General features: G+C 63.7%; 16 protein-coding genes. 8 read left to right on the top strand and 8 right to left on the bottom strand.

What is annotated here, in order from left to right; genetic code table 11:
• Positions 1-17 precede the first annotated feature (17 nt).
• The 5 genes from J4D99_RS10695 to J4D99_RS10675 all read left to right on the top strand — a co-directional run bounded on the left by J4D99_RS10695 (position 18) and on the right by J4D99_RS10675 (position 4,124).
• Positions 18-863 carry a polysaccharide deacetylase family protein gene (locus tag J4D99_RS10695; protein WP_309509576.1) on the top strand — a complete coding sequence of 282 codons (846 nt, stop codon included), beginning with the start codon at positions 18-20 and terminating at the stop codon, positions 861-863.
• A 47-nt stretch (positions 864-910) separates the two neighbouring features.
• Entirely contained in the window at positions 911-1,993 is a 1,083-nt protein-coding gene (locus tag J4D99_RS10690; RefSeq protein ID WP_208131690.1) for a hypothetical protein, read from the top strand.
• Between the two features lie 49 nt (positions 1,994-2,042).
• Positions 2,043-3,182, top strand: a complete 1,140-nt coding sequence (locus J4D99_RS10685) for an OmpA family protein (RefSeq protein ID WP_208131689.1) — start codon at positions 2,043-2,045, stop codon at positions 3,180-3,182.
• A 74-nt stretch (positions 3,183-3,256) separates the two neighbouring features.
• A complete protein-coding gene (locus tag J4D99_RS10680) occupies positions 3,257-3,676 on the top strand; it encodes a thiol-disulfide oxidoreductase DCC family protein (protein WP_208131688.1) in 420 nt (139 codons plus the stop codon).
• Positions 3,677-3,752: 76 nt separating this feature from the next.
• Complete coding sequence (locus J4D99_RS10675) at positions 3,753-4,124, top strand: sugar 3,4-ketoisomerase (RefSeq protein ID WP_208131687.1); 372 nt, start codon at positions 3,753-3,755, stop codon at positions 4,122-4,124.
• Here the strand turns inward: J4D99_RS10675 and J4D99_RS10670 are convergent.
• The 3 genes from J4D99_RS10670 to J4D99_RS10660 all read right to left on the bottom strand — a co-directional run bounded on the left by J4D99_RS10670 (position 4,074) and on the right by J4D99_RS10660 (position 7,435).
• Entirely contained in the window at positions 4,074-4,964 is an 891-nt protein-coding gene (locus J4D99_RS10670) for a glycosyltransferase family A protein (protein ID WP_208131686.1), read from the bottom strand. The genes J4D99_RS10675 and J4D99_RS10670 overlap by 51 nt on opposite strands.
• An 87-nt stretch (positions 4,965-5,051) precedes the next feature.
• Positions 5,052-6,302: an MATE family efflux transporter gene (locus tag J4D99_RS10665; RefSeq protein ID WP_208131685.1), complete on the bottom strand. Its 1,251-nt coding sequence runs from the start codon at positions 6,300-6,302 to the stop codon at positions 5,052-5,054.
• A gap of 134 nt (positions 6,303-6,436) precedes the next feature.
• The gene (locus tag J4D99_RS10660; RefSeq protein WP_208131684.1) at positions 6,437-7,435 is read right to left on the bottom strand and encodes a GNAT family N-acetyltransferase; all 999 of its coding nucleotides are present in this window, start codon (positions 7,433-7,435) and stop codon (positions 6,437-6,439) included.
• Positions 7,436-7,531: 96 nt separating this feature from the next.
• On the opposite strand from J4D99_RS10660, the gene corA reads away from it, so the two are divergent.
• Positions 7,532-8,755, top strand: coding sequence for a magnesium/cobalt transporter CorA (gene corA / locus J4D99_RS10655; protein ID WP_208131683.1), 1,224 nt, complete (start codon positions 7,532-7,534; stop codon positions 8,753-8,755).
• Between the two features lie 66 nt (positions 8,756-8,821).
• Positions 8,822-9,013 carry a hypothetical protein gene (locus J4D99_RS10650; RefSeq protein WP_208131682.1) on the top strand — a complete coding sequence of 64 codons (192 nt, stop codon included), beginning with the start codon at positions 8,822-8,824 and terminating at the stop codon, positions 9,011-9,013.
• 61 nt (positions 9,014-9,074) lie between these two features.
• Here the strand turns inward: J4D99_RS10650 and surE are convergent, their stop codons facing one another.
• Positions 9,075-9,923, bottom strand: coding sequence for a 5'/3'-nucleotidase SurE (gene surE, locus J4D99_RS10645; protein WP_208131681.1), 849 nt, complete (start codon positions 9,921-9,923; stop codon positions 9,075-9,077).
• A gap of 124 nt (positions 9,924-10,047) precedes the next feature.
• On the opposite strand from surE, the gene J4D99_RS10640 reads away from it, so the two are divergent.
• Positions 10,048-11,808, top strand: coding sequence for a M14 family zinc carboxypeptidase (locus J4D99_RS10640; RefSeq protein ID WP_208131680.1), 1,761 nt, complete (start codon positions 10,048-10,050; stop codon positions 11,806-11,808).
• A 74-nt stretch (positions 11,809-11,882) separates the two neighbouring features.
• On the opposite strand, the gene J4D99_RS10635 is transcribed toward J4D99_RS10640, so the two are convergent.
• From J4D99_RS10635 to J4D99_RS10620, 4 genes are all read right to left on the bottom strand, one after another.
• Positions 11,883-13,106 (bottom strand): bifunctional 3,4-dihydroxy-2-butanone-4-phosphate synthase/GTP cyclohydrolase II, encoded by a 1,224-nt coding sequence (locus J4D99_RS10635; RefSeq protein WP_208131679.1) that lies wholly within the window; start codon positions 13,104-13,106, stop codon positions 11,883-11,885.
• A 135-nt stretch (positions 13,107-13,241) separates the two neighbouring features.
• Positions 13,242-14,429 carry a glycosyltransferase gene (locus J4D99_RS10630; protein ID WP_208131678.1) on the bottom strand — a complete coding sequence of 396 codons (1,188 nt, stop codon included), beginning with the start codon at positions 14,427-14,429 and terminating at the stop codon, positions 13,242-13,244.
• 49 nt (positions 14,430-14,478) lie between these two features.
• On the bottom strand, positions 14,479-15,723 hold the full coding sequence (locus J4D99_RS10625; protein WP_208131677.1) for a glycosyltransferase family 4 protein: 1,245 nt from the start codon (positions 15,721-15,723) through the stop codon (positions 14,479-14,481).
• 92 nt (positions 15,724-15,815) lie between these two features.
• Positions 15,816-16,835: a potassium channel family protein gene (locus J4D99_RS10620; RefSeq protein ID WP_208131676.1), complete on the bottom strand. Its 1,020-nt coding sequence runs from the start codon at positions 16,833-16,835 to the stop codon at positions 15,816-15,818.
• Positions 16,836-16,930: the final 95 nt, after the last annotated feature.

Here is a 16,930-nt window from a genome sequence, read left to right as displayed (position 1 = left end):
TATTTAGTATACTTTCCGTGCTTACAACTTCATTTTCAGCTTTTTCGTGCGTGCACCGTGGGCTAGCGGCCGCCGCGCTTCTGGTAAGTAGCCTAGCCGCCACGGCCCAAACTACCCCTAGCGGCGTGTGGAACAACAAGCAGTGCGCCGTGGTGCTGACTTACGACGATGCCATCGATGCTGACCTCGACCGGGTGGTGCCGGCCCTCGATTCGCTGAAGCTGCGGGGCACGTTTTACCTCATTGGCTCAGCACCAGCCGTAGTCAAACGCCTGCATGAGTGGCGCCGGGCGGCCCTGCGCGGACACGAGCTCGGCAATCACGCGCTGTTTCACCCCTGCGACGGCAGCCTGCCCGGCCGCAGCTTCGTGACGCCCGATAATGACCTGAGCAAATACACTGTGAACCGGGCGGTGGCCGAAATCAGGGCTACCAACACGCTGCTACAAGCCATTGATGGCAAAACGCGCCGCACCTTCGCCTATCCCTGCGGCGACCGGCAGATTGGCGGCGTTAATTTTTATGACCAGCTCAAAAACGACTTCGTAGCCGCCAGGGGTGTCACGGGCGGCCTGCAAGCGGCGGCCCAGGTTGACCTGACCAATGTGGATTGCTACTCTATTAACGGCCAGGATGGCAAGTATATGCTAGACCTGGTACAGCAGGCACAGCAGTCGCACACGCTGCTGGTGTTTCTGTTTCACGGTGTGGGCGGCGGGCACTCGCTCAACGTAGACCTGGCCGCGCACCGCCAATTGCTGCACTACCTAAAGGCGCACGAGCGGGAAATTTACGTTGCGCCGATGGTGGAGGTGGCCGACAAGATTCGCGCTTATCAGCAAGGGCTAGCGGAACATCCATAAGCTAAACCTGGGCGGCCAAGCTGGGGCCGCCCTAACTTGGCGCCCAAATGCCCGAACCTGCTGCCCTGCTATCCGAACTTATTACCCGCATCGCGGCTCTGCAATCGACCGGCGATGCGCATTACCTACCGGGGCTTTTTCCGAGCCAGCGCCTGCAAAAATCCCTGCGCTACCGCCGCGAAGATTCCAACGTGTTTTTTACGGCGGCCATCGTCTACACCTTGCAGGAGTTGAGCCTGCACCTGCCGCCCGCCGCCCAGGAGCAGGCGGCGGCCATCGTGGCCAGGGGCCGGGCCACCTACCCGCACTACCGCTGTCCCAACGGCCAGCCCACCTACAATTACTACCAAACCCAGCCGCGCCAGCATTTTCCGCACGGCTACCTGCTGGGCCGCTTCCGGCAGTTTGCTACCCCCGATGACGTGGACAGCACCTCGCTGGTGTACCTCAGCGACCCCAGCCCCGAGCACGATGCCGCCTGGCTGCACGCCAAGCTGCAAGCCCACGCCAACACCGTGATTGGCTGGGCCACCACGGGTCCTAAGGACTTCCGGCGCCGCAAAATCTATTCGACCTGGTTTGGCAAGTATATGCCCATCGAGTTCGATGTCAGCACCTTGTCGAACGGCATGCTCTGGCACCGACGCAATAACCTACCCTTCAACGAGTTTGACCTCGACAGCCTGGCGCTGATTGACTGGGTCATCTCCTCGGGCGAGTACCGGCGCGACCCACTGGGTGTGTCGCCATACTACGCCACCGTGCCGCTCATTGCCTACCACGCCGGGCGCCTGGCGGCCGAGGCACCCCAGCTGGCCGCCGCCCGCGCCGCCCTGCTGCGCGACCTGCCGGAGCTGCTGGCGGCTAGCCCCCACTTTATGGATAAGCTCTTGCTGGCCAGCACCCTGCTGCGCCTGGGAGCGCCGGCGCCGGCGTTGCTAGGGCCTACTCCTACGCTGGCCGAGGTAGAGCCACGCACCCGGGGGCTGGCGTTCTGCATCGCGCCCTTGCTCAATTATTACCCGCACACGCGCTGGCTGGCCCGCTGGCGCCTGAGCCACATTGCCTGGGAGTGCCCGGCCTACTCGCTGGCCCTGGTGGCCGAGTACCTGGTGCTGGGCGGCAGCTAGCGGGGCTAGCCAATTTTTGCGCGGGCCAGGGTCTTGTTATTTTAGCTGCATGAAACTTCTCTTTCGGCTTTACTTGCTGCCTGCGCTATTGCTGGCCGGCCCGGCCGGGGCCCAATCGCTGGCCGGCGTGTGGCAGGGGGTAGAAGATGAACAGGATAAGAGCCGCTACTGCCCCTCGGTGCTGCGGGTGCAGCAGCGGGCGGGCACCGACTTGTTTGGGGTGCTTTACCAGGAAGACGGCAACCATCCCGATGCCACGGTCACGTTTCAGATGGAAGGCATGGCCACGCCGGCCGGCCTGCGGCTGGTGCACGCGCGCAAGCTCAGCGAAACCGGGCGCTCGCTGCTGCGCTACTGGTGCGAGGGCGCCATCCTCTTCACCTACGATGCGACGCAGGAAAAGCTAACCGGCCGCGCTGACTATGAGCACTATGGTGAGTGCGACACCGGCGAATTTTCCCTCTACCGCGTCAAGCTGAAGTCGGCTGCCACCGTGCCGGCCGGGGCGCTCACTACCCTGCGCGTGTCGGGGCGCCAGGTGCGCTGGTATGCCGACGCCGGCCTGAAGCAGCTCGTAGCCACCGGTAACACCTACCCCACCCGCCTGCGCACAACCACCACGTTCTACCTTAAGCAGGGCTACTTCGCCACCGCCGAAAGCCCGGTAGTGCCCATTACCGTGCGGGTAAGCAGTACCGCACCGGCGCCCCCGCCGCTAGCCCGGCAGCCCCCCCCCGCGGCCCCCGCTAGGCCCGACACCCTGCGCCTCGCGCCGGTGGCGCCCGTGCCCTCAGTGCCCCCGGCGGCCGCCCCGGCTCCCATCACAGTACCAGCCGCGCCGGCCCTTCCGGAGCTAGGCGCTAAGCCGGCAGTACTGCCCACGGTGCTGTTTAAAGTAGGTACCCCCGAGCTGCTGCCCGAAGCCCAGCCGGCACTCGACCAGCTTGCGACCGAGCTCAAGGCCCGGCCGGCGCTGCGCCTGCGCGTGGCCGGGCACACCGACCGGGTGGGCGAATCGAGCAAAAACCAGCGGCTCTCGGAGCAGCGCGCCGAGGTAGTGAAGGCCTATCTGGTGAAAGCCGGGGTGGAGCCCGCGCGCCTCAGCACCATCGGCTACGGCGACAAGCGCCCACTCTACCCCTCGCCCGACCCGCGCAACCGGCGCGTGGAGGTGCAGGCGCTACCCTAACCGGCGCGGCCCGCCTCGGCCAACCCTGGCGGCGCCCGGCCGTTAGGGCAGGTGGTGCTTTCGCGTGCTTTCCTATGGCTACTTCTGCCTCCGCTACCATTCTCTTCGACGGGGTGTGCAACCTCTGCAATGGCTTCGTGCAGTTCGTGATTCGGCACGATGCGCGCGGGCGGTTTCGCTTCGCGGCCCTGCAGAGCGAGTTGGGCCAGGCACTGCTAGCGGCCCACGGGCAGCCGCCCACGGCCGCTAGCCCGGCTGGGCCCGACTCGGTTATCTTGCTGGAAGGCGGGCAGCTGTACTCGCACTCGACGGCGGTGCTGCGCATTGCGCGCCAGCTCGATGGCCCCTGGCGGCTGGCCGCAGTGGGCCGGCTGCTGCCCCAGCGCTGGCGCGATGCCGCGTACCGCCTGGTGGCGCGGCATCGCTACGGCTGGTTTGGGCGGCAGGAAAGCTGCCTGGTGCCCACGCCCGAGCTGCGCGCCCGCTTCCTATAGCAGAGTTTTGGGCAAATGGCCGGGCTTTTCGGCGGCCGGGGCGGCCCGGCTTATCTTTGCCGGCCATTCTCGCTGCATGACGCGTCCTTACCTTTTTACCCTCCCTAGCCACGGCGCGGCCGACAGCGGCTGGCTCACGGTGGCCGAGGCCGGCAGCCTGCCTTTTGCCATCAAAAGGGCTTACTGGATAACGGAGGTGCCAGCTAACCGGGTGCGCGGCCGCCACGCCCACCACACCCTCGAGCAGGTGCTGGTGGCCGTGCACGGCCGCATTACGTTAGTAATTAAGGCTGAAGGCCAGGAAGCGGTAGAGATTTGCCTCGACCAGCCTACCCAGGCGCTATACCTGCCGCCTCACTGCTGGCCCGAAATTCACTTTGGGCCGGGCGCGGTGCTGCTATGCCTGGCCTCGCAGCCCTACGACCCGGCCGACTACATCCACGAGTAGCTGGCTGGCCTGGCGGGCGGCGGCCCACTGGCGGCGGCGCAGCGCGTGAGCCAGCTCGTGGCGCAGGCGGCGGGCCAGGGCGCGCGCCTCGGCAGGCGTGCGGCACAGGGCCACGGCCTTGCGGCACACGGCCAGGGTCGAGTCGAGGTAGGGGTCGTGCTGCTGGGTAACCTGGGCGCTCATGCTGCGCGGATGCTTGCGCTTGCGGGTCGTCACCACATCCTGGTACTGAAAGCGCCAGTCGCGGCTGGCTCGCACCCAGAAGTCGAAGTCCTCGTAGCTCAGCGCCTCGTCATACCCCCCTAGCGCCAGCAGCGCGGCCCGGCGCATAAGCATGGTGGGCGTGCTGATGAAGTAGCGGCTCAGCACGTCTTCAAATACCCAGCCGCTGGCCGGGCGCGGGTTCAGCCGGCCGCGCCCGTCGGGGCGGTGGTGCAGGCCCAGCAGCTGGCCCGCCTCCGTGATATGCGCACAGTTGGAGTACACCATGCCGTAGTCGGGCGGCAGGCGTTGAAAAAGCGCCACCTGCTGGCTCAGGCGCTGGGGCAGCAGCACATCGTCGGTGGCAAAATCAACCACAAACTCGCCGGTGCTTTGTAAAAATGCCTGGTTGAAGGCTCGGCAGTTGCCAATGTTTTCGGGCAGCAGCAGCAGGTGCCAGCTAGGGTTCGCCTCGGCATACTCGCGCAAGATGGCCGGGCTGCCGTCGGTACTGGCATTGTCGACGAGCCAAACTTCCAGCGGCGCATAGTCCTGGGCTAGAACAGAGTCTAGCGCCTCGCGCAGAAAACGCGCGTGGTTATGGCAGAGCGCAATAATGGTGACGACCGGAGGAGCCATTAACTATCGTTGTTTAACTTTTGAACAACATCTACACTCTTCATTATCAATTAAATACAGAAATAAAATAAAATTATACCCAAAAGGTCAATCCCATTTCCATTTGTATAATCCAGCGCAAATTGCCAGTAGCAACACGTAGTGGAGCGCATGAGCCCACACAACGCCGGCTAGCCCAAAAGGCCCGATAAAAAGGGCTACCAACACAATATAAAGCCCGGCCGCTATTCCTTGCATAGCCAGATAAGGCAGCGGCCGGGCACGCGCCAGCAAGTAATATAGGAATACCCAGGCCAGAAACTTGGCCCAATCGCCGAGCAGCTGCGGGGCTAGCAGCTCGCGGGCGGCCAACAGGCGCGGCGCAAACAGCAGCGGCAGCAGCACATCGCGCAGCGCATACACCAGGCCCAGCGCCACGGCCAGCCCAACAGCCAGCAGCCCCAGCACGGCTGCCAGGTAGCGCCGCGCCTGGGCCGGGGTGGCTTTAAGGGCCGCCAGCCGGGGGTAAAATACCGTATTGAGCACGGCCGTCATTACGAGCGTATAGTTATCGGAAAGCTTGGCTACGGCCTGCCATAAGTCGGTGCGGGCCGGGGCAAAATGAGCGATGAGCCAGGCGCGCAGCCCATAATCGACGGCCCGGCCGCTGAGCAGCGACCCGGCCGCCATCAGCACAAAGGGGAGCATTCCGCGCCAGGCAGCCTGGCTAGGCCAGCGCCAGCGCCACCCGGCCAGCAGGCCCGCGTGCCACGCCGCCCAACCCGCCAGCGGCAAGGTGAGCGCCTGCCCGCCCACATAAGCCAGCAGCACCCGCGCCAGGGGCCAGCCAGCCGCCAGAGCGGCCGCCACCGCCGCCGTACCAAGCAGGCTGATAGCTACGGCCTGCGCTATGTAGGGCCCACGCCGGCCCGCCGCCAGCAGCACGGTGCTCAGGAGTGCCTGCGTAATTATCAGCAGCATCCCAGCCGTAAAAAAAACAGCCCGGCCCACCGGCCAGGCGGCACCGCCAGTGGCTAGCAGCACCGCCCCGGCCCCTAGTATGGTAGCGCCAGTGAGTGCCAGCGCAGCCCCGAACCAAACCCGGTGCCGGCCCGAGCCCGGCCGCAGCGGGGCTAGGTGCGTAGTGGCGCCCACCTGCACACCATCGGTGGGCAGAGCCCCAAACAGGGCCATCAGGTTTTGGAACTGGGCTAGCTGGGTAAGGCCGCCCAGCCCGCCGTAGAGGGCTACCAGTTTGTTGAGGGTAAGGGCCCCGGCCGCCCGTGCCACGATGGCCACCCCCGTGCCCAACGACCCGCGCACGAAGCCCTGCCAAATAGTACGAACCGGAGTAGCCATGTGGCAAAGGTCGGGCTTGTAGCTGCTCAGCTATCCTATTACCGAGGCCAGGAGCTGTCAAATAGCGAATACTAACACATGTTGTTCAAATGAGTATAATAAAATAATATTACCAAATGAGAAAGCAGGCTGTTTTACAGCACCTTTTGCCAGCTTAGCTTGAGGCTACTCACCCCACCCAGGTGCCGCTTGAAGCGCAGCAGCGAGGCATTGGGGCCGGTGGGCAGCGTAGAGGTACCCAGGTCTACCACCGTGAGGCCCGAGGCGCGGGCATAGGTATGCAGGCTTTCGTTGAGCATGACCACCGGGCTGATGTGGTTATCAGCCAGGGGGCTAGCGGGGTAAAAATTGTACAGCACGCTTTCGCTCACTTGGATGGCGATGGTGAAGGCGGCCCACTCGCCGCCCGGCTTACGCACCGAGAACAGCAAGTGCTGGCTTGGAAACGCCCGAAACAGCTCCTGCACCCGCGCTAGGGGCAGCGACAGTGCCTGGCCCCGCTCCTGCCGGCACTTGGCAATAAACTCGTAGGCCCAGGGCAGGATGAGCGGCGGCTCTTGCTCGGGCACCAGGCCTAGCTGGCGGCAGCGGCGCAGGCGGCGGCGCTCGCTAGGGTGCAGGTGAGCTTCGTAGTCGCGGGCGGGGTCGAGGTAGTAATTTTCTTCGGCCAGCGCCACGGCGTAGTGACGCTGGCGCAGGGCCTCGGCTAGTTGGGCGGCACCGGCGGGGTCGTAGCAAAAGGGATAGCCGCGCAGCTGCAGCCGCCGCTGGCCGCGCTGCCGCAAGAGGTCTTCGGCGGCGTCGAGCAGCAGGTGCAGGGCAGCGGCGGGCACGCCGGGGGCCAGCTGCACCGCGCCAAAAGGGGCCTGCCCCGGCGAGCTGGCCAGGCCCGGGCCCTCAAAATCGAGCACCACAAATAGCTGGGCCACGCTAGCCCCGGCGGCCTCGTCTTCGAGGTAAAAGCTGAGCACCGGCCGGCCGTGCGGCTGCAAGCCCTGGTGCGCCGGCTCGAGGTAGAGCCAGGGCGCAAAGGCCAGGGGACGGCGCGGGCCGACCGGCGGTTGGCCAGCCGGGGCCTCGTCGGCGTATACGGCCCAGCCTGGCTGCGACGGAAGGAGAGTAGTACTTTTCACTAACGGCTAAGAGCCCGGCAAAGTACGACACCAACTGGTCTGCAATTCTTACCTGGGCCGCGCGCCGCTGCCCTGCTTTCTGCTTTTTACCTACTGATGAACCCTTCCCGCCCTTCCTCGGTGCCCACTAGCCCCCCGCGCACCCGGCTCGCGGCTAAAGCCCAGCCGGAACAAGAGGCTCTAACGGACTTGCCCCCCGACCCCGACCGGGAGGCCCGCCGCCAGGCGCTGTACCAGAACGTGGGGCAGCGGCCCGGCATGCTGCACGTGCAGCCCGACGCCCTCCGGCCGCGCTTGTTCCTGATGTCGTACGATGAGCATACCTACGAAGAGGGCGAGTACACCAACCGCTACCACGACCTCATTGCTTATCTGCGCCAGCACCCCGAGCTCAAGCACTGGATAGATGTGCGCGGCTACGGCGACCTGCCCCTGATGGAGCAGCTGATGCAGGAGTTTGGCCTGCACCCCCTCCAAATGGAGGATGTGCTCGGCGACTACCAGCGGGCCAAGGTGGAAGTGTTTGACGACAACCGGCTCTTTCTGGTGTCGCGCATGACCGAGTTTACCCCCCAACTCACGGTGCACGACGACCAGCTGTCGATTTTTACCGGCCCCAACTACGTGCTCACGTTTCAGGATGACTACGACGACTGCCTGGATGTGCTGCGCAACCGGATGCGGGCCAATTTCAGCCAGCTGCGGCGCAGGTCGGTAGGCTACCTGGCCTACGCCCTCACCGATGTGGTGCTCGACCACTACTACCCCACCATGGCGGCCATCGGCGACTATATTGAGGAGTTGGAAACCAGCATCTTTGCCACCCCGCGCGAGCGCCGGCTGCTGAGCCGCATTCTGCGCATCAAGAAAGACGTGGTGCGCTTTCGGCGCCTGGTGTACCCCGAGCGCGATAAGATGTCGGAAATCTTGCGCCTGCCCGAAGAAGTAGTGCCCGAAGAGCTGAAGGTGTATTACCGCGATGCCTATGACCACGCCATTCAGGCCCTGGACCTGGCCGAGAGCTACCGCGACAACATTTCCTCGCTCACCGACCTCTTTCTCTCCGACCAGAGCAACCGCATGAACGAGGTTATGAAAGTGCTCACCATCATCAGTTCCATCTTCATTCCGCTGAGCTTTGTGGTGGGCCTCTATGGCATGAACTTTCAGCACGAAGACAGCCACGGCCACCTGCTGCCGCTCAATATGCCCGAGCTGTACTCGCCGCTGGGCTACCCCATACTAATAGGGGTGCTGGCACTCATCGTGGCCGGGCAGCTCTACTACTTCTGGCGCAAGGGCTGGCTTAGCAAAGACTAACGGGCGGGGGCATTCACAGAGGCTTCACGGGTGGGCTAGTATCTTGATACATACTATGTGCACTCTATGAAAATGCCTCTGTTCCTGCTCGGGTTACTGCTGCTGGCGCTGCTGCTGGCGCCGGCTGGACACGGCGCGCACCACCGGCATGGGTACCCCGCTGGCTACCAGCACGCCCCGCCCCAGCTGCTGCCGCTGCGCGTGGTGCGCACCCCGGCCGTAGCGCAGCAGCACCGCCAAGTAAAGGCCGTGAAATAAGCGAGGGATGAAGCAGCGCCAAGTGCCACTGCTTCATCCCTCGTGCCAAATGCCTCATTTATTACTGCGCGGCCGGGCCGTAGTCTTCGCTGGGCATGGGCTGGGGTGGCGCGGCGGCCGGGCCGGCCGGGGGCAGGGCCAGTTGCCAAGCCTCGGCCATAGTGGCTAGCCCCTGGTAGTTGGTGAGGTCGTACTGGCAGGGCACCACCGACACGTAGCCTTCGGCCAGGGCGGCCTCGTCGGTGTCGAGGCCCGCGTCCTGGTTCACAAACTCGCCCAGCAGCCAGTAGTAGGGGCGGCGGTAGGGGTCGTGGCGCTGCTCGAAGCGCTCCTGCCATTTGGCGCGGGCCTGGCGGGCCAGCCGGATGCCCTGGATGGGGCTAGTATTCTTAGGGATATTCACGTTGAGGGCCGTGCCGGCCGGAATGCCGTGGGCCAGCGCCTGGCGGCACACCTCGAGCACCCAGGGCCCCACGTGCGAAAAATCGGCGTCGTGGCCGTAGTCGCACAACGAGAAGCCGATGGCGGGCAGCCCCTCAATGGCCGCCTCAATGGCCGCCGACATGGTGCCCGAGTACAGCACGTTCACGGCCGAGTTGGAGCCGTGGTTGATACCCGACACCACGAGGTCGGGCCGGCGGCCTTCGAGCACGTAGTGCTTGGCGATTTTGACGCAGTCGGCCGGGGTGCCGGTGCAGGCGTAGGCCGTCACGCCCTCGCCAAAAATAGCGGACTTATCGAGTCGCAGCGGGTGGCCGATGGTGATGGCGTGGCCCATGCCCGATTGCGGGCTAGCGGGCGCTACCACTACTATTTCGGCATCGAGCTCGCCCATGAGGCGCACCAGGTGCGCAATGCCGGGCGCCGTGAGGCTGTCGTCGTTGGAAATGAGAATGAGGGGACGGGACATGAGTGGAAGTAGCGCGGACTTTGTAGTCCGCGAGTGAACAATACAGCAGCGCTTACGCAAACGCGGGCTACAAAGTCCGCGCTACAAGCGCAAAGGTCGTCTGGTCTTGCCGACCTTCGCCTCCATGTTCCTCGCCTCGCTCCTGCTCGCTGCTTCGCTGCTCACCTCGGCTCCTGCCCCACCGCTCACCACGCCCTTCGAGCGCGACCCGCAGCACAACACCACGGCTACCTACGCCGAGTGCATCGGCTTTTATAAGGAGCTAGCCGCTGCCTACCCCACCACCATGCAGCTGCACGAAGCCGGCCCCACCGACAGCGGCCAGCCGCTGCACGAGGTAGTGCTTTCGGCCGATGGCACCTTCGAGCCGGGGGCTAGCCGGGCTAAGGGGCGGCCCATCCTCTTCATCCAAAACGGCATTCACCCCGGCGAGCCCGAGGGCATCGACGCCAGCATGCTGCTGGCCCGCGACCTGCTGCGCGACAAAAAATACCGGGCCCTTTTGCAGAAAATTACGGTCGTCATCATTCCGGCCTACAACATCGACGGGATGCTGAACCGCAACAGCACCACCCGCGTGAACCAGAACGGCCCGGCGGCCTACGGCTTCCGGGGCAACGCGCGGCACCTCGATTTGAACCGCGACTTCGTGAAGCAGGACTCGCGCAATGCGCGCTCGTTTGCGGCCTTGTTTCAGAAGTGGCGGCCCGAGATTTTTGTCGATACGCATACCTCTAATGGCGCTGATTACCAGTATACCATCACGCTCATCCCAACCCAGGCCGAGAAGCTCGGGCCGGTGCTAGGGCCCTATTTGAAAGACCAGCTGCTGCCGGCCCTTTACAAAGGCATGGACCAGAAGCACTGGCCCATGACGCCCTACGTCGACTTTGAGGGCGAAACGCCCGAGAGCGGTCTGCGGGCTTTCCTGGAAAGCCCACGCTACTCGACCGGCTACGCGGCTTTGTTCAACAGCATCGGCTTTATGCCCGAAACGCACATGCTGAAAGCCTTCGCCCCCCGCGTGCGCGCCACCTACGACCTGCTACTCACCTATGCGCAAACCGTGGCTAGCCAGGCCCCTACCCTGCTAGCCGCCCGTGCCGCCGCCGACGCGGCCCTGGCCACCCAAACGCAGTTTCCGCTGGCCTGGGCCATCAATGAGCAGCCTAGCGGCACGGTGCAGTTTCGGGGCTACGAGGCCGGGCACAAGCTCAGCGCTGTGAGCGGCCAGCCGCGCCTCTACTACGACCGCGCCCGGCCTTATGTGCGGCCAGTGAAGTTTTACAACGATGCCCACGCCACGGTGGAGGTAACGGCGCCGCATGCCTACCTTATTCCGGCGGCCTGGGGCGAAGTAATTGATAATCTGCGCCGCAACGGGGTGGTGCTGCGCCTGCTAGCCCAGTCCGTGAGCGGCCCCGCCGAAACGTACACTATGGAGGACTACAAAACTGGGCCGCGCCCTTACGAAGGCCATTACCTGCACAGCCAGGTCAAGCTCAAAACTACTAGTGAGCCGCAGGCTGCCCCAGCGGCGGGCACTTACCTGGCCGTGCTGGCTGAGCAGGGCCCGGCCAAACGCTACCTCGTCGAGGCCATGGAGCCGCAAGCCACCGACTCGTTCTTCGCCTGGGGCTTTTTCGACAGCGTATTGCAGCAAAAAGAGCACTATTCCGACTACGTCTTTGAAGACCTAGCTGCCGAGTTTCTCACCAAAAATCCCGCCGTGCGCCAGCAGCTGGAAGCCCAGAAAAAAGCCGACCCTGCCTTCGCCGCCAGCGGCCCGGCGCAGCTGGAATGGGTGTATCAGCACTCACCCTACGCTGAGGCGGGCTACCGCCGCTACCCGGTAGTGCGCTGGCTAGGGGCTGTGCCCAAGTAAGAGCCAGTAGAGGCCAAGAAAAAGCCCCGGCGTATCAGGCTGATACGCCGGGGCTTTTTCTTGGCCTCTCGCTGCTAGGCCGCCGTGTCGGGCTTCATGGCTTGCAGTATGTCGTGGCCCATTTTGTCGCGCTTGGTGGTTAAGTACGACTGGTTGTGCTTATTAGGGGCTATTTCGATGGGCACCGTTTCGACTACTTCGAGGCCGTAGCCGAGCAGGCCGGTGCGCTTGCGCGGGTTGTTGGTGAGCAGGCGCATCTGCCGGATACCCAGGTCGCGGATGATGGCCGCGCCCACGCCGTAGTCGCGCTCATCACCCCGGAAGCCCAGCTCCTCGTTGGCCTGCACGGTATCGCGGCCTTGCTCCTGCAACTTATAGGCTTTCAGCTTATTAAGCAAGCCAATGCCGCGTCCTTCCTGGTTCATGTAGACGATAACGCCGCGGCCTTCGCGGTCAATCTGCTCCATGGCCTTGTGCAGTTGCGGGCCGCAGTCGCAGCGGCACGAGCCGAAGATGTCGCCAGTCACGCACGAGCTGTGTACCCGTATCAGCACCGGCTCGGGGCCGCTAAGGTCGCCCTTCACCAGGGCCAGGTGCTGGGCGCCGTTTGAGCGCTGGGTGTAGGCGTAGAGGTCGAAGTCGCCGTAGGCAGTGGGCATCTTCACCGTGATTTCGCGCTGAATCAGGCTTTCCTGGGCTAGCCGGTACTTGATAAGGTCTTGCACCGAAATCAGCTTGAGGCCCCACTGCTCGGCCACCTTACGCAGGTCGGGCAGGCGCGCCATCTCGCCGTCTTCCTTCAAAATCTCGACCAGCACACCAGCCGGCTCGAAGCCCGCCAGCCGGGCTAGGTCTACGGCCGCCTCGGTGTGGCCGGCGCGGCGCAGCACACCCTCCTTGCGGGCCTTGAGTGGGAAGATATGGCCGGGCTTGCCGAGGTCTTCGGGCTTGGTGGCCGGGTCGATGAGCGCCAGAATGGTCTTGGATCGGTCGGAAGCCGAGATGCCGGTGGTCACGCCATTGGTCAGCAAATCCACCGATACCGTGAATGGCGTGGCGTGCAGGGCCGTATTGCGGCCAACCATCAGGTCGAGGCCCAGCTCGTCGCAGCGCTCGGCCGTGAGGGGGGCGCACACCAGCCCGCGCCCGTGGGTAGCCATAAAGTTGATAACCTCGGGCGTGGCCGAGCGGGCCGCGCAAATGAAGTCGCCCTCGTTTTCGCGGTCTTCGTCATCAACTACGATAACGACTTTGCCGGCGCGAATATCTTCGATGGCCGATTCGATGGTGTCTAGCATGGTATTCTCAAAAGGAATTCACCCCGAACGCCGTGCTGAGCTTGTCGAAGCATCGCGCCAGGGGCAGTAAAATCAACGAAGCGAGCGCGATGCTTCGGCAAGCCCAGCATGACGTTCTGATAAAATTCTAGGTGCTTAACAATTATCCCCAAACAAGTTCTCCAGCTTTTTGGTGGCAGTGGCCCAGTCGTAGGTTTCGGCCACAAAGGTGCGGCCGGCGGCGGCAAGCTGGGCGGCGGCGGGCTGGTTGGCTAGCAGGCCGACCAGGGCTTCAGCCAGCGCGGGGGCCTCGCTGGCCACCAGCAGGTGGTGGCCGGGGGTACCGCGCAACGCATTATTAGCCAGTGGCGTAGTAACGCAGGGCAGCTGCATGGCCATTGCCTCCAACAGCTTGTTTTGCAGGCCCGTGCCCACCCGCATGGGTGCCACAAAAACCCGCGCTCCGGCGTAGGCAGTGCGAATATCGGGTAGCCAGCCGCTCACCTGCACGCCGGGGCGGCTAGCCAGCGCCCGCACGCGCGGGGCCGGGCTGGTGCCGGCTACCAACAGGCTGGCGCCAGGGTGCTGCTGCTGCACAAGGGGCACTATTTCTTCGGCCAGCCAGCAGGCGGCGTCCACGTTGGGGTGGTAGCCCATGTTGCCGCAAAAGAGCAGGTCGTGGGTTTTGGGGGCTAGCGGCTGAGGCTGAAAATAGTCGAGCGCAATGCCATTGGGCACAATGGTAATAGCCTCTTTCTCAGTGTGCGAAATAAGCCCACGGTCTTGCTCGCTGATAATGGTGTGGCCCCGAAACCACCTAAACGCCGCCGCCTCGTAGGCGGCCAAGCGCCGGGCTTCCAGGGCCAGCACGGGGCGCTGCCAGGCCGGCGCAGTGGCGGCCCGCCGCGCCATACCGGCCGAAAACACATCCATATAATCGAGCGTAGCGGGCACCTGCCCAGCGTGGGGCCGCAGGTACTCGGCCATCCGAATGAGCTGGCAGTACACGTGGTCGGGCCGAAACGCCGCCAGCAGCTTATCGACCAAGCGTTGGGCGGACTTTTCATAGAAATACCCTACCTGCAAGGGCCGGCCCGCCGTGGCCAGCGCCCGCGCTAGCCCCTGGCCGCGTGCGGCGCGCCCCAGCCGGTGCACATGCAGGCCACCCCGGCACAGCGGCTGCACAGCGGCTAGGGCCTCGGCGCTCACGGCTTCATCGCTGAGGGCTAGCAGGCATATTTCGTGGCCCTGCCCGGCCAGGTACCGCAATTGGTAATAGGCCCGTAGCTTATCGCCCTTGTCGAGCGGATACGGAAAGCGGGACAGTAGCACCAGGATTTTCATGCGTGCTGCAAAGGTAGAGCCGCCGGGCGGGCGGCCCTGGGCAGGCGGGCTAGCCGGCCGCCGGCGGCCCCACCCCTACCTGGGCATACAGGGCCTCAAAGCGCTGCGTCACGCGGCGGTTGTCGTACACTTCGGCAGCGGTGGCAGAAGCTGCGGCGCCGATAGCCGCCACCGGCAGGCGGCCGTGGTAGTAGTCGCGCAGGGCCTGCTGCCAGGCCGGGGCCGAGTCGCGCAGCACGATGTCGTGGCCGTCGCGCACGGCAATGCCCTCGGCCCCGATGCCCGTGCTAAGAATGCATTTGCCCAGGGCCATGCCCTCAATGATTTTGACGCGCATGCCGCCGCCGCTCAGCAGTGGCACCAGCATCAGGTCGTACTGCCGCATGAAGGCAGCGGCCGAGTCTACAAAGCCGTGGATGAACACGTTATCCTGGCCCCGGGGGCGGGTGGTGAGGTGGCCGGGCGGAGTCGAGCCGGCCACGTGCAGCTCCAGCTCGGGCAGCTCGGCGTGGATGGCGGGCCACACCTCGCGCAGCAGCCAGTCGAGGCCTTCGAGGTTAGGCAGCCAGTTCAAGGAGCCTATCATGAACACGGTGCGCGGCCGGGGCCGTTGGCTAGGGTCGGGCTGGAAGGACGACATCTCGACAGCAGCCGGGATGAGGGCAACCGGATAGCGACAGTCGAGTTCCCGCAGGCGCTCCATATCCTCTGGCGTAATAGCAGCGATGGCGTCAAACTGTGGCAATTCCCGCTGCTCGAAGCGCTGCATCCGCTCAGCCAAGTGCCGCAAATACCACCGCTTAAGCGGATTTTTCTCTCCGCTAGCAAGGCGCTGCCATATTATATACTCAATGTTATGCGCCCGTAGCACCAACGGCGGTGGCGTATCACGCAGGTGGCGAAGCTTCCAGCGCACGAAGGCCAGATAGGGCGCCACAAATGCACCCTCAAATTGCACAACATTAAACTGCTCTTCTACAAGCAGCTGGCTTAGCTTATCAATTACCGCTTGACTATTAAAGCGCTCTACGTTATAGGGTTCCTTCGAGGAAAGCAGATTGCGTAGCGCTTTCAGCGGCTTCAGGGTGGTGTCCACATCCACCGTTACGAGCCGAAAATTCGGCCCGAGGTGGGCTAGCACATCGGCCGGCTGGTGGTGCTTGGGCGTATTGATGGCGAGCATCGTGACGCGGTGCCCGGCGTCCAGCAGCCCCTTGGTGATGTTGTAAATCCCGATGGCACCGCCATCGTGCAGCGGAAACGGTACGCGCGGGCTTACCTGAAGTATGTGCATTTTTTTAAGCTCTTAGCTATTGGCTGTTAGCTTTTCGTTCTGGTTTTCAAAAAAGCTCCCAGCTAACAGCCAATAGCTAGCAGCTTTAAAACTTACTTAAACTGCTGGTGCAGCGCCTGAATCTGGGCTTCGTTGCCGAGCACGAGCAGCACGTCGCCGGCCATGGTGCGGTAGTCGGCGGCGGGGCTTACTTCGAGCTCGCCGTTTTCGCCCCGGCGCAGGGCTATGATGGTAGCACCGGTGCGCGAGCGCACATCGAGCTCCCGGATGCTTTGGCCACGCATGGAGGGCTTAAGCTCGTTGTAGGGCAGCTCTTCGAGGCGCAGCTTGTTGGGGTCGAGGCCCGAAATCATGTCCAGAAACTTGATGACCTCGGGGCGAATGATAAGATTGGCCATGTGCGAGCCCCCAATTTCGTCGGGCATTACCACCGAGTTGGCCCCAGCCGAGATAAGCTTGCTCACGCTGCTGCGGGCGCTGGCCCGCGAAATGATGGTGAGGTGCGGGTTGAGCTCGCGGGCGGTAAGGGCCACAAACACGTTGTCGGCATCCTTGGGCAGCGTGGTAATGAGGGCCCTAGCGTGCTCGATGCCAGCCTGGCGCAGGGTAGTTTCGGTGGTGGCATCGCCAAACACAGCCGGAATCTGGGCGTGCATGGCCTCGTTGGCGGCGGTGAGCAGCTGCTGGTTTTGCTCGATTACCACGGCGCGCGTACCGCTGTGGCGCAGCTCGTCGTAGGCCTTGAAGCCGTTGCGGCCGAAGCCGCACACAATGACGTGGTCGCGAAAGCTCTTGATTTCTTGGTCGGCGCGAATCATGCGAAAAAGGTGGCGCAGTTCGCCATCGAAAATGTATGTGGTGAGCACCGACACAAGGTAGGCCACCACCAAGAGGTTAAACAGAATATAAAACGACGTAAACAACCGCCCCATGTCGGACAACGGGTGCACTTCGCCGAAGCCCACCGTAGAGGCCGTGATGACCGTCATGTAAAAGGCATCGAGCAAGGGGTAGTGTTCGATACCCATAAAGCCGCCCACCCCCACCGCGAAGCTGAAGACGAGCAATCCCAGGGCTAGCCACAGGCGCGTAAGGTTGAGTTGTTTAAGCATTAAAATGGATTATCAATAGTCGTTCGTCCTTGCGAGCGCAGCGCGGCAATTTTTCCTTGTCGTTCGCCTCGTTGGGTTTACTACCCCTAGCAGAA

This window comes from Hymenobacter sp. BT559 (genome assembly GCF_017571525.1).
Taxonomy (GTDB): Bacteria; Bacteroidota; Bacteroidia; order Cytophagales; family Hymenobacteraceae; genus Hymenobacter; species Hymenobacter ginsengisoli.
Note: the sequence above shows the minus strand (reverse complement) of the source record. Positions and strands in the feature narration are given on the sequence as shown.